A 15,468-nucleotide genomic window follows, 5' to 3' on the forward strand; every position below is an offset into this window, starting at 1 on the left:
CACCGGACCGGTGCATCCCGCGCAACCCGATAACGAGAAGGAATCGGCCGACTTGGTCGACTCACACGGCGTGAAAATCGTGCCTTGCAGACCTCTATTGCATACGTTATAGCATTACGCAATCTGATGTAATGAAATAACATTGCACCACCCCAAGCGAACCAAGGACACGTTATGTCGCTCCGAACTGCTCTCCTCGCCGCCGCAGCGGTGGCGTCGCTCGCATCGGCAACCCTCCTGCCGGCGCAGGCCGCGGACAGGGTGGTCGCCTCGATCCGCCCGGTCCATTCGCTCGTCGCCGCCGTCATGGCCGGGGTTGGCGAACCGGAGCTGATCGTCGGCGCCGGCGCTTCCCCGCACACCTACAGTCTGAAGCCGTCGAACGCGCGGGCTCTGCAGGACGCACGGCTGATCATCTGGGTGTCGCCGGGACTGGAAACCTTCCTCGAAAAGCCGATCGAGGCGCTTGGCACGAACGCCGCCGTCCTGACGCTTGCCGAGGTTCCCGGCGTGACGCTGCTCGACCAGCGCTCCGGCGGCGCCTTCGAAAAACACGACCACGACGGCGAAGATCATGACGGGGATCGCGAGGCCGAGCACAAGGACGATCATGATCATGACGCTGATCACAAGGCGGAATATGAATCCCAAGACCACGATCATGAAGCTGTAAATAATCATGACGATGGTCAAAAAGAAGTTTATGATGTCCATAATGCCGATCACGACAACGAAAAATATGCGGGTGACGAGCAAGAACATGGCCGCGACGGGAACGACTGGCATATGTGGCTCGATCCCGCAAACGCCAGGGCTTTCGTTGCCGCGATCGCGATGAAACTCGCCGAGGTCGACCCCGACAACGCCGACCGTTACGCCGCGAACGCCAAAGCGACGACGGCCCGGATCGATGCGCTGATCGGCAAGATCGAGGCCGACATCGCGCCGCTGCGGGACAAGCCCTTCATCGTCTTCCACGATGCCTACCAGTATTTCGAGCATCGCTTCGGGCTAGAAGCCGTCGGTTCGATCACCGTCAGCCCGGAGGCGATCCCCGGCGCGGCGCGGATCGCGGAAATGCGTGAGACGGTCGAGCACAGCGGTGCAGTCTGCGTCTTCGCCGAACCGCAGTTCCCGCCGAAGCTGGTCAATGTGGTGATCGAGGGAACAGGTGCGAAGGCCGGCGAACTCGATCCGCTCGGCACAGACATCGCCGACGGGCCGGATCTCTATTTCGAACTGATCGAGCGGATGGCCGAGTCGTTCAAGGACTGCCTCACCAACTGAACCGGCTCATGCCGGCGGGGCATAGTTCCCTGCCGGTTTTTGTGCCCTAGAGCGTTTCCTGTGAGCGTTGAATCACTGAAAACGCTCTATCGAGTTGTTTTGACGCGTATTCTTATCCGAAAACCGGTTCCCACTTTCCGCTTACGCGGACCTTCGGTTCGGGAATACGCTCTAATGCGCAGCTTCCCAGTTGTCGGCGGCCTTGGCGTCGACCTGTAGCGGGACGGAGAGTTCGAGCAGCGGCAACGTCGCCTGCTCCATCACTCCGGTGACGACCGGCAGGGTCTTGTCGACCTCATCCTCGGGAACCTCGAAGATCAGTTCGTCGTGCACCTGCAGCAGCATCTGCGCCTTCAGGCCGGCATCGGCGAGCGCATCCTCCATGCGGATCATGGCGCGGCGGATGATATCCGCGGCGGACCCTTGAATCGGCGCGTTGATCGCGGCGCGCTCGAAGAAGGACCGCATGTTCGGGTTCTTGGTGTTGATCTCGGGATAGTAGGCACGGCGGCCGAACAGCGTTTCCACATAGCCGTGCGCGTGGGCGAAGGTCTTGGTGCTCTCCATATAGGCGCGGATGCCGGGGAAGCGCTCGAAATACTTGTCGATATATTCCTTCGCCTCGCCGCGACCGATGCCGAGCTGCGCCGCGAGCCCGAAGGCGGAAATGCCATAGATGATGCCGAAATTGATCGCCTTGGCGCGGCGACGGACCATCGGGTCCATGCCTTCAACCGGCACGCCGAACATTTCCGACGCCGTCATGGCATGAATGTCGAGCCCGTCGGCGAAGGCCTGTTTCAACTGCGGCACGTCACCGATATGGGCGAGCACGCGCAACTCGATCTGGCTGTAGTCGGCGGAGATCAGCTTCATGCCCTTGTCGGCAACGAAGGCGCGGCGGATCTTGCGGCCGGACTCGGTGCGCACCGGGATGTTCTGCAGGTTCGGCTCCGACGATGCCAACCGCCCCGTGGTCGTTGCAGCCAGTGAATACGATGTATGCACCCGCCCCGTCTCGGGGTTGATAAAGCCAGGCAAAGCATCGCTGTAGGTCGATTTCAGCTTCGACAACTGGCGCCAGTCGAGCACGCGCGCCGGCAGGTCGTGACCCTGCGCGGCGAGATCTTCGAGCACGCCCGCGCCGGTGCCCCAGGCGCCGGTCTTGGTCTTCTTGCCGCCCTCGAGACCCATCTTGTCGAACAGGATTTCGCCGAGCTGTTTCGGCGAGGCGATGTTGAAATTCTCGCCCGCCAGTTCGTGGATTTCGGCTTCGAGCGCAGCCATGGCTTGCGCGAAATCGCCCGACAGGCGCGACAGCATCTGCCGGTCGACGACGATTCCGCGCCGCTCCATGCGCGCCAGCACCGGCACCAGCGGCCGTTCCAGCGTCTCGTAGAGCGCCGTCATACCTTCGGCGACGAGACGCGGTTTCAGCACCTGCCACAGCCGCAGCGTGACGTCGGCGTCTTCCGCGGCATAGGCAGTCGCTTTGTCGATCGGCACGTGATCGAATGTGATTGCCGACTTGCCCGACCCCGCGACTTCCTTGAACGGGATCGGCTTGTGGCCGAGCCAGCGCTCGGACAGTTCGTCCATGCCGTGGCCGCCCTTGCCGGCGTCGAGCGCATAGGAGATCAGCATGGTGTCGTCGAACGGCGCGACGTCGATGCCATAGCGCTTCAGCACCAGCCAGTCGTATTTCAGGTTCTGTGCGACCTTCAGCACCGAGGCGTCTTCGAGCAGCGGCTTCAACCGCGCAACCGCGTCGTCGAGCGGGATCTGGTCGGCGCTGAGGCCGCCGCCGAGCAGGTCGCCGACGCCGTCCTTGTGGCTAAGCGGAATGTAGCAGGCGCGGCCGGGGGCAAGCGCCAGCGAGACGCCGACGAGCTCCGCCTGCATGGCATCGAGCGAGGTGGTCTCGGTGTCGACCGCAACATGGCCGAGTTCGAAGGCCTCGGCGATCCAGCTGTCCAGCGTTGCGAGATCGCGCACGGTCTCGTAGCCGTCGGGCTCGACCTTGGCGTCGAGCGCGGCCGCGGCGCGCGCCTCGGCCAGCGCCGCCGGCGTCATGCCGAGCCCGTCGCCGGTCGTCGCCGCAGCGCTCTCTTCGGGAGCCTCCGGCGCTTCCCAGCCTTTGACGCTCACCGATGCGCTCTCGACCTCGCCGGCCTCGACGTCGGCGGCTTCGGCGACGCGGCGTGTGAGCGTGGTGAATTCCATCGCCTTCAGAAACGCGACAAGCTGCGCGCCGTCGAGATGGTTGGCGGTCAGCGCCTCGACCGGCGTGTCCACCGGCACGTTCTTGTCGAGCTCGACGAGGCGGCGGGAGATGCGCGCCTGATCGGCGTATTCGATCAGGTTCTCGCGGCGCTTCTTCTGCTTGATGGTCTCGGCATTGGCGAGCAGGTTTTCCAGATCGCCGAACTCGCCGATGAGCTGGGCCGCCGTTTTCACGCCGATGCCCGGCACGCCCGGTACGTTGTCGACGGAGTCGCCGGCAAGCGCCTGCACCTCGACGACCTTGTCGGGCGACACGCCGAACTTTTCGACCACCTCGTCGGGGCCGATGCGGCGGTTCTTCATGGTGTCGACCATGATGACGCCGGGCTCGATCAACTGCATCAGATCCTTGTCGGAACCGATGATGACGACCTCGGCGCCGGCCTCGCGGGCGAGCCGGGCATAGGTCGCGATCAGATCGTCGGCCTCGTAGCCTACCTGCTCGATGCAGGCGACGTTGAAGGCGCGGGTCGCCTCGCGGATCAGGCCGAATTGCGGTCTGAGATCCTCCGGCGGATCCGGCCGGTGCGCCTTGTACTGATCGTAGATCTCGTTTCGAAAGGTGTGTCCGGAAGCGTCGAAAATGACGGCGAAGTGGGTCGGCTCGTCGCCCTCGGCCTCGGTCAGCCCCTCCTGCAGCAGCTTCCACAGCATGTTGCAGAAACCGGCGACGGCGCCGACCGGCAGACCATCGGATTTGCGGGTCAGCGGCGGCAGCGCGTGATAGGCACGGAAGATGTAGGAAGAGCCGTCGACCAGAAAAATCCGGTCGCCGGCTTTCAGCGCGGGGAAGGCGTGAGAATCGGTCGTCATGGGCGGATCATGCCCGCCCATGCGACCCGAGGAAAGCCCTTTCCTATTCCGCCGGCACGGCGACTTCGCGGCGGCGCGGCGGGCCGAGACGGGCCCAGGCCGGACGTTCGAAGAGCCAGCGGAACCAGGTGTTGCGGACCATCCAGAACAGCACCAGCGGACCGATGACACCGGCGGCGGTGACGATCAGCGAAATCGTGCCGAGATCGAGGAACGGCGCGAATTTCAGCAAGATCACGCGGGCGACCGCCATCGGCAGGAAGAAGCCGAGATAAATGACGATCGAGTTCTGGCCGCAATAGCGCAACACGCTCATCCAGCGCAGGTTCGACAACAGAGCCGAGACGGTGACGACGGCCACCGCGCCGAACATGCCGAGCATCAGATTGATGCCGGGAAGATCGGCCATCGAATGTTCGCCGAGGTGGCTGAAGACGAGCCAGCCGTTGATGTTCGCCCACACCAGGATCAAGGCGGTTGCCTCGAGCCAGGACTCCTTCGCCCAGGCGGCGATGCGGAAGATCAGCGGCGCGAAGGCGTAGCCGGTGTAGAAGAAGACGAAGCGCTCGGCGAACTGATCGCCGATATACCAGCCGGTTTCGAGCGGCAGGACGTGCAGCACGGCCGCGACGCCGCCGACGGTCCACCACGGCAGGCTCCGCGTCAGCTTGGTGACGACGAAGAAGATCGGCAGCATGTAGATGAACCACATCGTCCCGAACGGGCTCAGATAGGCCATCAGATAGCTGGATACGGCCGCATCGACGCCACCCTGGGCAACGATCCCCGGCGCCTTGAAGGCGAACTGGATGGTCAGCCAGAGCACATAGAAATAGGCGAAGTGCACGACCTTGCGGTCGAGATAGTCGCGCCAGTTGCGATCAATCACGCGGGCGAGAAACAGGCCGGCGATGAGGAAGAAGTCGGGCATGCGGAAAGGCCGCGCGAAGTCGACTACGGCATGCAGCCAACCTTCCGCACCAGCGGCCTTCTCGACGCCGAGCGTCGAATGCATCATCACGACGGCGATGATGCAAAAACCCTTCGCATAATCGACCCAGTCGATCCGCGTATTAACCATTTCGGAGCGCCTCCGTTCAGGGACACGCCCCGCCCTTACCCGCTAACACCTTGGCATAACTGAGCCCGGCGAGTCGTTAAGGGCGCCATTTATCGATTGGTAACCTTAATGGCGGAGGGCCGCAGGAACCGCGTACTTAACCGCCTCTTAAATCGCCACATTTAGCCTGCATTGGCAGGGCCGACTCGAATTGGGATCCACGGTCGGAAGGGGATTTACGGCATGGCGAGACGTTCCAGACGACAGGAACGGGTCGAACCGCGGCTTGATGACGACAGCGCGCGCGACGGCAGCCTCGATCTGCGCCTTAGCGAAGCGGACCGGGCAAGCAGCCACGGCACGCGGCGCAAGCGCGGCCGCAAGAGCACATCTTCCGCACCCGCGGCCGACACGACGGCACGGTCCGCACCGAAGAAGCGGGCCAAGCGGCGCGGCTCGTCGTCTTCCGGCGGTGGCGGATTTTTCGGCCGCCTGTTCAAGCGTACGGTCTATTGGGGCCTCGTTGCCGGGCTGTGGGGCGGCATCGCTTTCGTCGGCATGCTCGCCTATTACGCGGCCCATCTTCCGCCGACCTCGGAATGGGCGGTGCCGAAACGGCCCCCGAACGTCAAGATCGTCGACGCCAACGGCAAGCTGGTCGCCAATCGCGGCGATACCGGCGGCGAGTCGGTGCGTCTCGAACAATTGCCGCCGCACATGATGCAGGCGGTTATGGCGATCGAGGACCGGCGCTTCTACTACCATTTCGGCATCGACCCGATTGGCCTCGGCCGCGCCATGGCGGTCAATCTCGCCAAGGGACGGCTAACCCAGGGCGGCTCGACACTGACCCAGCAGCTCGCCAAGAACCTGTTCCTCGAGCCCGAGCGCACCTTCCGCCGCAAGATGCAGGAAGTCGTTCTGTCGCTGTGGCTCGAAGCGAAATTCTCCAAGGAAGAAATCCTGGAGATGTATCTGAACCGGGTCTATTTCGGCGCCGGCGCCTATGGCGTCGATGCCGCCGCACGGCGCTATTTCGGCAAGTCGGCGCGCCAGGTGACCGTCGCCGAGGCCGCCGTTCTCGCCGGTCTTCTGAAGGCGCCGTCGCGCTACTCGCCGACACGCAATCCCGATCTGGCGGACGCCCGCGCGCAGACCGTGCTGGCGGCCATGCAGGACGCCGGCTATCTGTCCGCCAAGCAGGTGAAGCAGGCCAGGGCGGCGCCGGCGACAGTGACCAGCCGGCACAATTCGGCGAGCGAGAACTATGTCGCCGACTGGGTGATGGATCAGTTGCCGAGCTACGTCGGTTCGCTTGATGAAGACATCATCGTCGACACCTCGGTCGACAGCACGCTCCAGAATTCGGCCGAGAAGGTGTTGCGCAACGCGCTTTCGGAAAAGGGCGGCAAGCTCAATGTCGGTCAAGGCGCGATTGTGGTGCTCGATGCGGGCGGCGCGGTGAAGGCGCTGGTCGGCGGGCGCGACTACGGCCAGAGCCAGTTCAACCGTGCTGTCTCGGCGCATCGCCAGCCGGGATCCGCCTTCAAGCCGTTCGTCTATCTCGCCGCGCTCGAACGCGGCATGACGCCGGAAACCGTGCGCCAGGACGCGCCGATCACGATCAAGGGCTGGAGCCCGAAGAACTACACCAAGAAGCACTATGGCAACGTCACGCTGGCAAAGGCGCTGTCGATGTCGCTCAACACGGTCGCGGCGCGGCTTGCCTATGAGGTCGGGCCGAAGCGCGTGGTCAGTACCGCCCACCGGCTCGGCGTCGCCTCGAAGCTGAACGCAACGCCGTCGATCGCGCTCGGCACATCGGAAGTGACGCCGCTCGAGATCACCGCAGCCTATGTGCCGTTTTCCAACGGCGGCTACGGCGTGATGCCCTATGTCATCCGTCGCATCCATACCGCCGGCGGCAAGGTGCTCTACGAGCGTGCCGGCTCGGGCATCGGAAAGATCGTGGCGGCCGAGCACATCGGCATGATGAACGCGATGATGCGACGGACGCTGGAGAGCGGCACCGGCAAGAAGGCCTCGCTCGGCGAAATGCCGGCTGGCGGCAAGACCGGCACCAGCCAGGATTTCCGCGATGCCTGGTTCATCGGTTACACGGCCTATTACACGGCCGGCGTCTGGCTCGGGAACGACGACAACAGCCCGACCAAGCGGGCGACCGGCGGGTCTCTGCCGGCGGAGATCTGGGCCGAGGTGATGAAGGAAGCCAATCGCGACCTCGCCATCGCCGACCTGCCGGGCAACTACCGGCTCGACGACAGCGATGCGATGACGGCGGAGGTGGGCGATGTCCCGACCGGGACCGTACCGACGCCGCAGCGCTCACCGCAGAATGCGCGCAGCGAGCACGTTATGCCGCGGCCGAACGAACGCGGTCTGTTGCAAAGGCTGTTCGGCGGGTAAGTCACGCTCTACGACGTTGCGCCGGCGACGATATCAGTCGCCATGCGGGGTCGGCAGCGGCCCGTGGCTCTGCCGCGTCGTGCGGGTGACCAGAAATGTCCCGTAGGTGATGAGCCCCATGATCAGCACGGTCGCGGTGAGCGGCCAGGCGGATTCGCCGATGAAGTGGCCGACGGCGACGCCGAGCACGCCCGCCGAGATCATCTGCAGGAACCCCATCAGCGACGACGCGGCCCCCGCGCGATCCGGGAACGGCATCAGCGCGCCGGCGATCGCCTGCGGCATGGAGATCCCGAGGCCGACCATATAGACCATCATCGGCACGACGATTTCAGCGGCGTGGCCCGGTCCGAAGGCGACGGCAAGCGCCATGGCGACACCACCGATCGCATTCAGCATCGTGCCCCATCCGACGAGGCGGGCAATGCCGTAACGGCCGACCACGCGCTGCGCGAAATAGGCGCCACTTGCGTATGACAGTGCCACCAGGCCGAAGCAGATGCCGTAGACCACCTCGGAGAGACCGTAGACGTTCTGCAACACGAAGGACGAGGCGGAGATGAAGGCGAACAACCCGCCGAAGGTGCCGCAGACGATGATCACATAGGCACGGTAGGCGGCGTGGCCGAGCAGGCCGTTGAAGGAGCGCAGGATCGCGCCGACGCTGAGCGGATCGGTGCGCCGCGTCGTCAGGGTCTCACCGAGGCGGAACTGGACGGCGGCAAGCGCTGCGGCGCCGAAGATCGCCGTGCCGACGAAGCTTGCATGCCAGTCGAACATCGCCTGCAGGAAGCCGCCGATGGTCGGCGCCACCGCCGGCACCAGCCCCATCAGCGAGCCGATGCGGGCGAGTTCGCGTCCCGCGCGATTGCCCTCATAGACATCGCGGACCATCGAGCGGGCGAGCACGATCGGACCCGAGGCGCCGAGCGCCTGCAGGAAACGGGCGAGGATGAGGATTTCGATGGTCGGCGCGAGCGCACAGGCAAGACTCGCCAGCGCATAGATGACGAGACCGACGGCGAGCAGCGGCTTGCGGCCATAGCGATCCGACAGCGGGCCATAGAAGATCTGGCCGGCGGCGAAGCCGAACAGGAACAGCGACAGGGTGAGCTGGACCGAGGACGGATCCGCGTCGAGCGCCGCACCGATATTTGGCAGCGACGGCAGATACATGTCGGTCGACAGCGGGCCGAGCGAGGTCAGGATGGCCAACAACAGGGTGAAGGCAAGCGTGTCGGGCTTCAACAAGATGGAAAGTTCCAAACGTAACTAATTCACCCAAAGACCCTGCCGTGGGTGCGACATAAATGCAATCGCCAATTCGGAATAGCTTGCAAAATGAAATGCATGGCGGGCCGAAAACGGGCGCGGGCGGCGGCGGTGGTCAGCCTTCGGCGTGGCCGTAGGCATGTAGCGCGTGGCCATGACGGCGCAGCCATTTACGCGCTTTCTCCGTGCCGGGATGGAGATCCGCGACGATCGCCCAGAAGCGCTTTGAATGGTTCATCTCGGCAAGGTGGGCGACTTCGTGGGCGGCGACATAGTCGAGGATTTCAGGCGGGGCGAGCACCAGCCGCCAGGAAAAGGATAAGTGACCACGCGCCGAGCACGAGCCCCAGCGGCTCGTCGTGTCGCGCAGGGTGATGCGGGCGGGCTGCTTGCCGAGGCGTTCGGCGTGGGCGGCGACGGCGTCTTCGAGATCGCGGCGGGCTTCCTTCTTCAGCCAGTCGGTCAGACGGCGCGGCAGATGGTCGATGCCGCCGGCGACGCACAGAAGCGGCCCGCCCTCCCCGGCCTCCGTCCACACGGTACCGCGACGTCCGGCGCGATGTTCGATCCGGTGCTCGACACCGCGCAGCGGCAGGGCCGCCCCATCGGCAAAGGGCACGAGGCCCGGACGGGCGGCGAGTTTTTCGGCCAGCCAGTCGCGATGACGCTCGATGAAGCCAAGAGCTGCGGCGCTCGATGTCTTCGGCGGCACGGTGACGACCGGCTCGTTGCCCTTGGTCGGCAGACGCAGGCTGATACGGCGGGCGCGGCCGTCGCGGTTAAGCCGCACGGTGACCGGGCCGGTGTCGAGCTCGACGACGAGACGCTCGACCGTCGCCGTCTTGCCCGCGGTCGTCTTGCCTCCGGTCGCCTTGCCCCCAGTCGCCTTGCCCCCAGTCGCCTTGCCAGGGGCTTTGACCGTGCGCTTTGCCGCGCCGCGTCCAAGGGCATCGAACAGTCGCATCGGGCCGTTGTCTCTCCGTTTGCCGAATCGTCGGCGTCCATGATGGCGGTGCGCTTGGCGCGCGTCGAGGCATCTGCGCCCCATGCTTTATCTGAATGATTTCACGCGTTTTCTTATCCGAAAAGTCCGTCAATTTTTCGCAGTCGCGGACCTTCGGTTCGGGAAAGCGCTTGGACGAAAAAGGGCGATGCCGAGGCACCGCCCTTTTTTCATTGCCGGCCCGTTACGGACCGGCCGTTCGGTGGTCCGTTCAGGCGTCGCCCATGCTGCCCGCCGGACGGCGTTCAGACATGAAGCGGTCGAACTCTTCCTTGTCGCGGGCGCGACGCAGATCCGCCATGTAGGCGTCGAATTCGGCACGCATCTCATCGAGACGGCGACGTTCTTCCTCGAGCCGCTTCAGTTCGGCGTCGCGATACTCATCGAAAGCGACGTTGCCGGTACGGCGGCTGTGACTGCAACCGGAACGGCGATGCGCGCGCGGCGCATTGAACTGACCGCGGGCATCGCGGACCATTTCGTGAATGCGATCGCCCCACAGGATATAGGCAAGCATGGCGAGGCCGAGCGGCCAGAAGACCACAAAGCCCAGAACCATCAGGCCAACCGTAACAGGCGTCCACTCAGGACGGATCGCGGTAGTGTGTGTCATGTTCGTCCCCACATTGATCACGATGACCAAGACGTGGGAACGCGGTTAACGGTTTTCAAGGAAAAACCGGACAGCAGATCGTCGCCGCCAGATCGGCAGGAAGGTCAGCCGCCAGTTCAGCCAGCGGCGAGATCGCGCGCCTGGGCGCTCCAGTTCTCACGGCCGGCGCGGCCCTTGAAGCCTAGCTTTTCCTCGATCGGCGCCCAGTCGTCGGCGCTCATTTCAGCCATCCGCGCGAAGCTTGAAATACCGGCCTCGGCGAGTTGGTCGGCGATCTTCGGCCCGACGCCCTTGATGCGGGTGAGATCGTCGGCTTTCGCACCCTTGACCGGCTTGGCGGCCGGTTTCGCGGGTTTCGCCGCCTTCTCAACCTTCGCCGGCGAGGTCATGGCGCCATTGCCATTGACCGGCTTTGCGGCCAGCGGAGCCGGCTTGGTGCCCGACGACGGGCGGTTGTTGTTGTGGGTCAGCACGAAATCGGCGATGCGCGGGGCGATCTCGGAGCGGAAGCGCGAGCCGTTGAAAACGCCGTAATGGCCGACACCGGGCTGCACGTAATGGGCGCGCAGGGCATCGGGGATGTTCGGGCAGATATGCTGGGCCGCCTCGGTCTGGCCGACGCCGGAGATATCGTCCTTCTCGCCTTCGACGGTGAACAGCGCCACGTTGCGGATCTTGGTCGTGTCGACCCGCTCGCCGCGATGCATCATCTCGCCCTTCGGCAGCCAGTGCTCGATGAACACCGTCTCGACGGTCTGCAGATAGAACTCGGCGGTCAGGTCCATCACGGCAAGATACTCGTCGTAGAACTCGCGGTGCTTCTCGGCGGAGTCGCCGTCACCCTCGATGAGGTGATTGTAGAATTCGTGGTGGGCGTTCATGTGGCGGTCGAGGTTCATGCCCATGAAGCCGGAGAGCTGCAGGAAGCCCGGATAGACGTCGCGCCAGAAGCCCGGATGCGGGAACGGCACCTTCATGATGACGTTGCGGCGGAACCAGTCCATGCCCTTTGCCTGGGCGAGATCGTTGACCGCCGTCGGGCTGACGCGGGTGTCGATCGGACCGCCCATCAGCGTCATCGAATGGGGCACATACGGGTCGCCGGCAGCTTCCATCACCGCCATCGCGGCCAGCACCGGCACCGAGGGCTGACAGACGGCAAGCACATGCACGTCGCCCTTCATCAGGTGCATCATCGAAACGATGTAGTCGACATAATCGTCGAGATCGAAGCCACCGTCGGTCATCGGCACCATGCGCGCGTCGACCCAGTCGGTGATGTAGACATCGTGATCGGGCAACAGCGCCTCGACCGTGCCACGCAGCAGCGTCGCGTAGTGACCCGACATCGGCGCGACGACGAGGATGCTCGGCTGCGGCTTGGGCTGGCTGACCATGCGCTCGAAATGCACCATCCGGCAGAACGGGCGTTCCCAAACGACCTGCTCGCGCACCGGAACCCGAACGCCGTTGACCACCGTCTCGTTGAGCCCGAATTCCGGCTTGCCGTAGCGCCGCGTGGTGCGTTCGAACACCTCGCAGGCGGCCGCCATGCTGCGACCGAACGGCGTGTTGGAGACCGGATTGAACGGGTTCTTGAAGTAGAGCTTGGTCACGTCGGCGGCGGCCCGCATCGGCGCCAGCACAGCGTGGTTGATCTCGTAGAGGTGATAATACGGCACGTGGTCAACCCTCGCCTGTCGCGTGATTCCGTCGCTATTGCAGAGCAGTAAAGACATGCCGCACTGCAACACGTTTGTTGCACGATAGTCTCGAAAGGGCGAGCCGGCAACATAAACGGAGGTTTAACCCGGGTTTTCCCGCCGGTTTGGGCAAATGGCGGGGCAAGAGGCCGTCCGCCGGCCAACCTGACGCGGTGCGACTTGTGTTCGGCTTTTGCGTCAAAACCGATATAACGGCGACAGAAGCGAAGGGCCGTGCCGGTTCGGCGCGCCCCATCCGGCAGGCGGATAGCGAAAAGAATGAGCCTACTTCTCGATCCTCACGACCATACATCCCGCCTGCAGGTCAGGCTCGACACGCTGGTGCGGCTGCGCTGGCTGGCCGTGGTCGGTCAGGCGGCCGCCGTCCTGATTGTCGCGCAGGGGCTGCAATTCCCGCTGCCAACGCTGTGGTGTTTCGGGCTGATCGCGCTGTCGGTCTGGCTCAACCTGTTCCTGAAGATCCGCTATCCGTCGAGCCTGAGGCTCACCGAGGGCTGGACCTCGGCACTGCTCGCCTACGACATCGCCCAGCTCGGCGGCCTTTTGTTCCTGACCGGCGGTCTGACCAACCCGTTCGCGCTGTTGCTGATCGCGCCGGTCACGGTTTCTGCGGCCGCGCTGCCGCCGCGCAGCACGGTGTTTCTCGCGGTCCTGTCGTTCATCACGATCTGCCTGCTCGCCTTCTTCCATTTTCCGCTGCCGTGGCCAGAGGGCATTCCGTTCGAGTTCCCCCGCCTGCTGATCGTCGGCAACTGGCTGGCGCTGGCGCTCGGCTTCGCCTTCACCGCGATCTACACCTTCCGCATCGCCGACGAAGGCCGGCAGCTCGCCGAAGCGCTGGCGGCGACCGAACTGGTACTCGAACGCGAACAGCACCTTTCGGCGCTGGACGGTCTGGCGGCAGCAACCGCGCACGAGCTCGGCACCCCGCTCGCGACCATCGTGTTGACAGCAAAGGAAGTACGGCGGGAACTGCCCGACGATCACGAACTGGCCGAGGACATCGCCCTGATCGCCTCGCAGGCAAGCCGCTGCCGGGAAATCCTGTCGCGGCTGTCGTCGCTGTCGGCGGATCCGAGCGACCACATCGGCCGCATGCCGCTGTCGCAACTGCTTGAGGAAGTGGTTGCCCCGCACCGCGATTTCGACACCGAGATCACGATCGAAATCGTCGACGAAGAGGGCGCGGAGCCCATCGGGCAGCGCAATCCGGGCATTCTCTACGGCCTCGGCAATATCGTCGAAAACGCCGTCGACTTCGCCCGTCGCAAGGTCATGATCAAGGCCTACTGGAACGAGAGCGAGGTGAAGATCTCTGTCAGCGACGACGGGCCAGGCTTTGCGCCGGGCGTGCTCGACCGGCTCGGCGACCCCTATGTCACCACGCGTTCGCGGCAGAGCGAGGCCGAGCAAAGCACCGGCGGCGGGCTCGGTCTCGGGCTGTTCATCGCCAAGACCCTGCTCGAGCGATCCGGCGCCCGGGTCACCTGGCGCAACCGACCGGGCCAGCAAACCGGCGCGGTCGCCGAGATTGTCTGGCCCCGGGCCGCGATGGAGCGCACCAAGACCAGCTGGGACACCCGCACGCGCTAGGCGAAGGCACCAGAAGACGCCAAAAAAACCTTGCCCGCGCCGGAAACCAAAGGTGCCGTTGTCTTTCCTTTGGCCGACAAAATGCTTAGAACGGGGCTGAAGCCAAGGTAATTCGCGCTGCCCGAATGGGGCAACGCTTGCTCCGGACTTGCAACTGAGTATAAGTATAAATTATGCGCATATGCTAAAATAGCGTGACAAGAAACGGAGACCGGTTGGTGGAGGAAGCACGGGAGCGCGGCACCATGAATGACGAGTCAGAAATGACCGTGGTCGGCGACGACACTTCTTTGCTGATTGTCGACGACGACAAGCCGTTTCTTACCCGAATTGCCCGGGCGATGGAGAAGCGCGGTTTCGTGACTGCGACGGCGGAATCCGTTCAGGACGCCATCTCTCAGGTCGACGGCAACCCGCCGGCCTATGCGCTGGTGGACATGCGGCTGGGCGACGGCAACGGCCTCGATGTGGTCGAGACGCTGCGCAGCAAGCGGCCCGACGCGCGCGTCGTGGTGCTGACCGGTTACGGCAATATCGCGACCGCGGTGACCGCCGTGAAACTCGGTGCCATCGATTATCTGGCAAAGCCCGCCGATGCCGACGAGGTGTTCGCCGCGCTGACCCGCGACCCCGAGAACAAGGCCCCGCCGCCGGAAAACCCGATGTCGGCCGACCGCGTTCGCTGGGAACACATCCAGCGGGTCTACGAGCTGTGCGACCGCAACGTCTCGGAAACGGCGCGGCGGCTCAACATGCACCGTCGCACCCTGCAGCGCATCCTCGCCAAGCGCGCCCCGCGCTGAGCAGGCTTCCGGTTTTCCCTGATTTTTCCTGAAGCAGGCGCCTAGATGCTCGGATCCGCGAGATCGTGGATCCGGCTTGCGGCGACGCGCGTCAGCTTCAGCATCAGGCTTTTGCGGGTCGCGCCGGCGAGCTTGTGCTCCGGTGCCTCGCGCAAAAAATCGGCGCTGTAGCCATCGGACAGGATGAGACCGGCATCCTCGGGAAAGATCTCCAGCGGCACGCCGGGCAAGGTGGCGAAGAACAGCCGGTCGCAATGGGCGCGGTATTCCGGCCACTTGTTGTCGGCGCGGAAATCCTCCAGCGACGACTTGATCTCGACGATCCAGATCTCGCCCTTGCGGCCAACCGCGATCAGGTCGGCGCGGCGGCCCGAGGCGAGCGTGAATTCCGGCACGCAGGCGAAATCATGCCGGCGCAGCAGGCGACCGACGCCGCGCTGCACGGTCAGCGCATTGTCCGACTGACGGCCGTCGGCGGGCATGGTGAGCGGGTTTGTGGTCCACATGGCGATCTCGTTGTCGGGCGACATTGTTCGGCATTTGTTCTGCAAAAGCAAGGTACGCGCCGGCGTCGGCGCGGGTTTTGTTTG

Annotated in this window: 11 protein-coding genes; 4 read left to right on the top strand and 7 right to left on the bottom strand. The window is 64.4% G+C overall.

The annotated features are described in order from the left end of the window. Positions 1-174: 174 nt before the first annotated feature. Positions 175-1,287 (top strand): zinc ABC transporter substrate-binding protein, encoded by a 1,113-nt coding sequence (locus C0606_07105; GenBank protein PLX38007.1) that lies wholly within the window; start codon positions 175-177, stop codon positions 1,285-1,287. A gap of 171 nt (positions 1,288-1,458) precedes the next feature. On the opposite strand, the gene C0606_07110 is transcribed toward C0606_07105, so the two are convergent. Beyond that, entirely contained in the window at positions 1,459-4,353 is a 2,895-nt protein-coding gene (locus C0606_07110; protein ID PLX38729.1) for a DNA polymerase I, read from the bottom strand. Between the two features lie 73 nt (positions 4,354-4,426). Continuing rightward, positions 4,427-5,464, bottom strand: a complete 1,038-nt coding sequence (locus C0606_07115) for an acyltransferase (GenBank protein PLX38008.1) — start codon at positions 5,462-5,464, stop codon at positions 4,427-4,429. Positions 5,465-5,686: 222 nt separating this feature from the next. Between C0606_07115 and C0606_07120 the strand changes: the two genes are divergently transcribed. Then, positions 5,687-7,870, top strand: a complete 2,184-nt coding sequence (locus C0606_07120) for a penicillin-binding protein (GenBank protein PLX38009.1) — start codon at positions 5,687-5,689, stop codon at positions 7,868-7,870. A gap of 33 nt (positions 7,871-7,903) precedes the next feature. Here C0606_07120 and C0606_07125 read toward each other — a convergent pair whose 3' ends face one another. From C0606_07125 to C0606_07140, 4 genes are all read right to left on the bottom strand, one after another. Further along, complete coding sequence (locus C0606_07125) at positions 7,904-9,121, bottom strand: multidrug transporter (GenBank protein ID PLX38730.1); 1,218 nt, start codon at positions 9,119-9,121, stop codon at positions 7,904-7,906. Positions 9,122-9,257: 136 nt separating this feature from the next. Continuing rightward, positions 9,258-10,106: a hypothetical protein gene (locus C0606_07130; GenBank protein ID PLX38010.1), complete on the bottom strand. Its 849-nt coding sequence runs from the start codon at positions 10,104-10,106 to the stop codon at positions 9,258-9,260. A gap of 250 nt (positions 10,107-10,356) precedes the next feature. Then, positions 10,357-10,758, bottom strand: coding sequence for a hypothetical protein (locus C0606_07135; protein ID PLX38011.1), 402 nt, complete (start codon positions 10,756-10,758; stop codon positions 10,357-10,359). Positions 10,759-10,874: 116 nt separating this feature from the next. Further along, the gene (locus C0606_07140) at positions 10,875-12,497 is read right to left on the bottom strand and encodes a polyhydroxyalkanoate depolymerase (protein PLX38012.1); all 1,623 of its coding nucleotides are present in this window, start codon (positions 12,495-12,497) and stop codon (positions 10,875-10,877) included. A 243-nt stretch (positions 12,498-12,740) separates the two neighbouring features. Here C0606_07140 and C0606_07145 point away from each other — a divergent pair, with 243 nt between their 5' ends. Further along, a complete protein-coding gene (locus tag C0606_07145; GenBank protein PLX38013.1) occupies positions 12,741-14,075 on the top strand; it encodes a two-component sensor histidine kinase in 1,335 nt (444 codons plus the stop codon). Positions 14,076-14,320: 245 nt separating this feature from the next. Then, positions 14,321-14,878 carry a two-component system response regulator gene (locus C0606_07150; protein ID PLX38014.1) on the top strand — a complete coding sequence of 186 codons (558 nt, stop codon included), beginning with the start codon at positions 14,321-14,323 and terminating at the stop codon, positions 14,876-14,878. Positions 14,879-14,919: 41 nt separating this feature from the next. On the opposite strand, the gene C0606_07155 is transcribed toward C0606_07150, so the two are convergent. Then, positions 14,920-15,408, bottom strand: a complete 489-nt coding sequence (locus C0606_07155) for a DNA repair protein MmcB-related protein (GenBank protein PLX38015.1) — start codon at positions 15,406-15,408, stop codon at positions 14,920-14,922. Positions 15,409-15,468: the final 60 nt, after the last annotated feature.

Source organism: Hyphomicrobiales bacterium (assembly GCA_002869065.1).
Taxonomy (GTDB): Bacteria; Pseudomonadota; Alphaproteobacteria; order Rhizobiales; family Rhodobiaceae; genus Rhodobium.

Coding starts and splice junctions, on each gene's coding strand:
- C0606_07105 (PLX38007.1), top strand. CDS start 175: ATGTCGCTCCGAACTGCTCTCCTCGCCGCCGCAGCGGTGGCGTCGCTC.
- C0606_07115 (PLX38008.1), bottom strand. CDS start 5,464: ATGGTTAATACGCGGATCGACTGGGTCGATTATGCGAAGGGTTTTTGC.
- C0606_07120 (PLX38009.1), top strand. CDS start 5,687: ATGGCGAGACGTTCCAGACGACAGGAACGGGTCGAACCGCGGCTTGAT.
- C0606_07130 (PLX38010.1), bottom strand. CDS start 10,106: ATGCGACTGTTCGATGCCCTTGGACGCGGCGCGGCAAAGCGCACGGTC.
- C0606_07135 (PLX38011.1), bottom strand. CDS start 10,758: ATGACACACACTACCGCGATCCGTCCTGAGTGGACGCCTGTTACGGTT.
- C0606_07140 (PLX38012.1), bottom strand. CDS start 12,497: ATGTCTTTACTGCTCTGCAATAGCGACGGAATCACGCGACAGGCGAGG.
- C0606_07145 (PLX38013.1), top strand. CDS start 12,741: ATGAGCCTACTTCTCGATCCTCACGACCATACATCCCGCCTGCAGGTC.
- C0606_07150 (PLX38014.1), top strand. CDS start 14,321: ATGAATGACGAGTCAGAAATGACCGTGGTCGGCGACGACACTTCTTTG.
- C0606_07155 (PLX38015.1), bottom strand. CDS start 15,408: ATGTCGCCCGACAACGAGATCGCCATGTGGACCACAAACCCGCTCACC.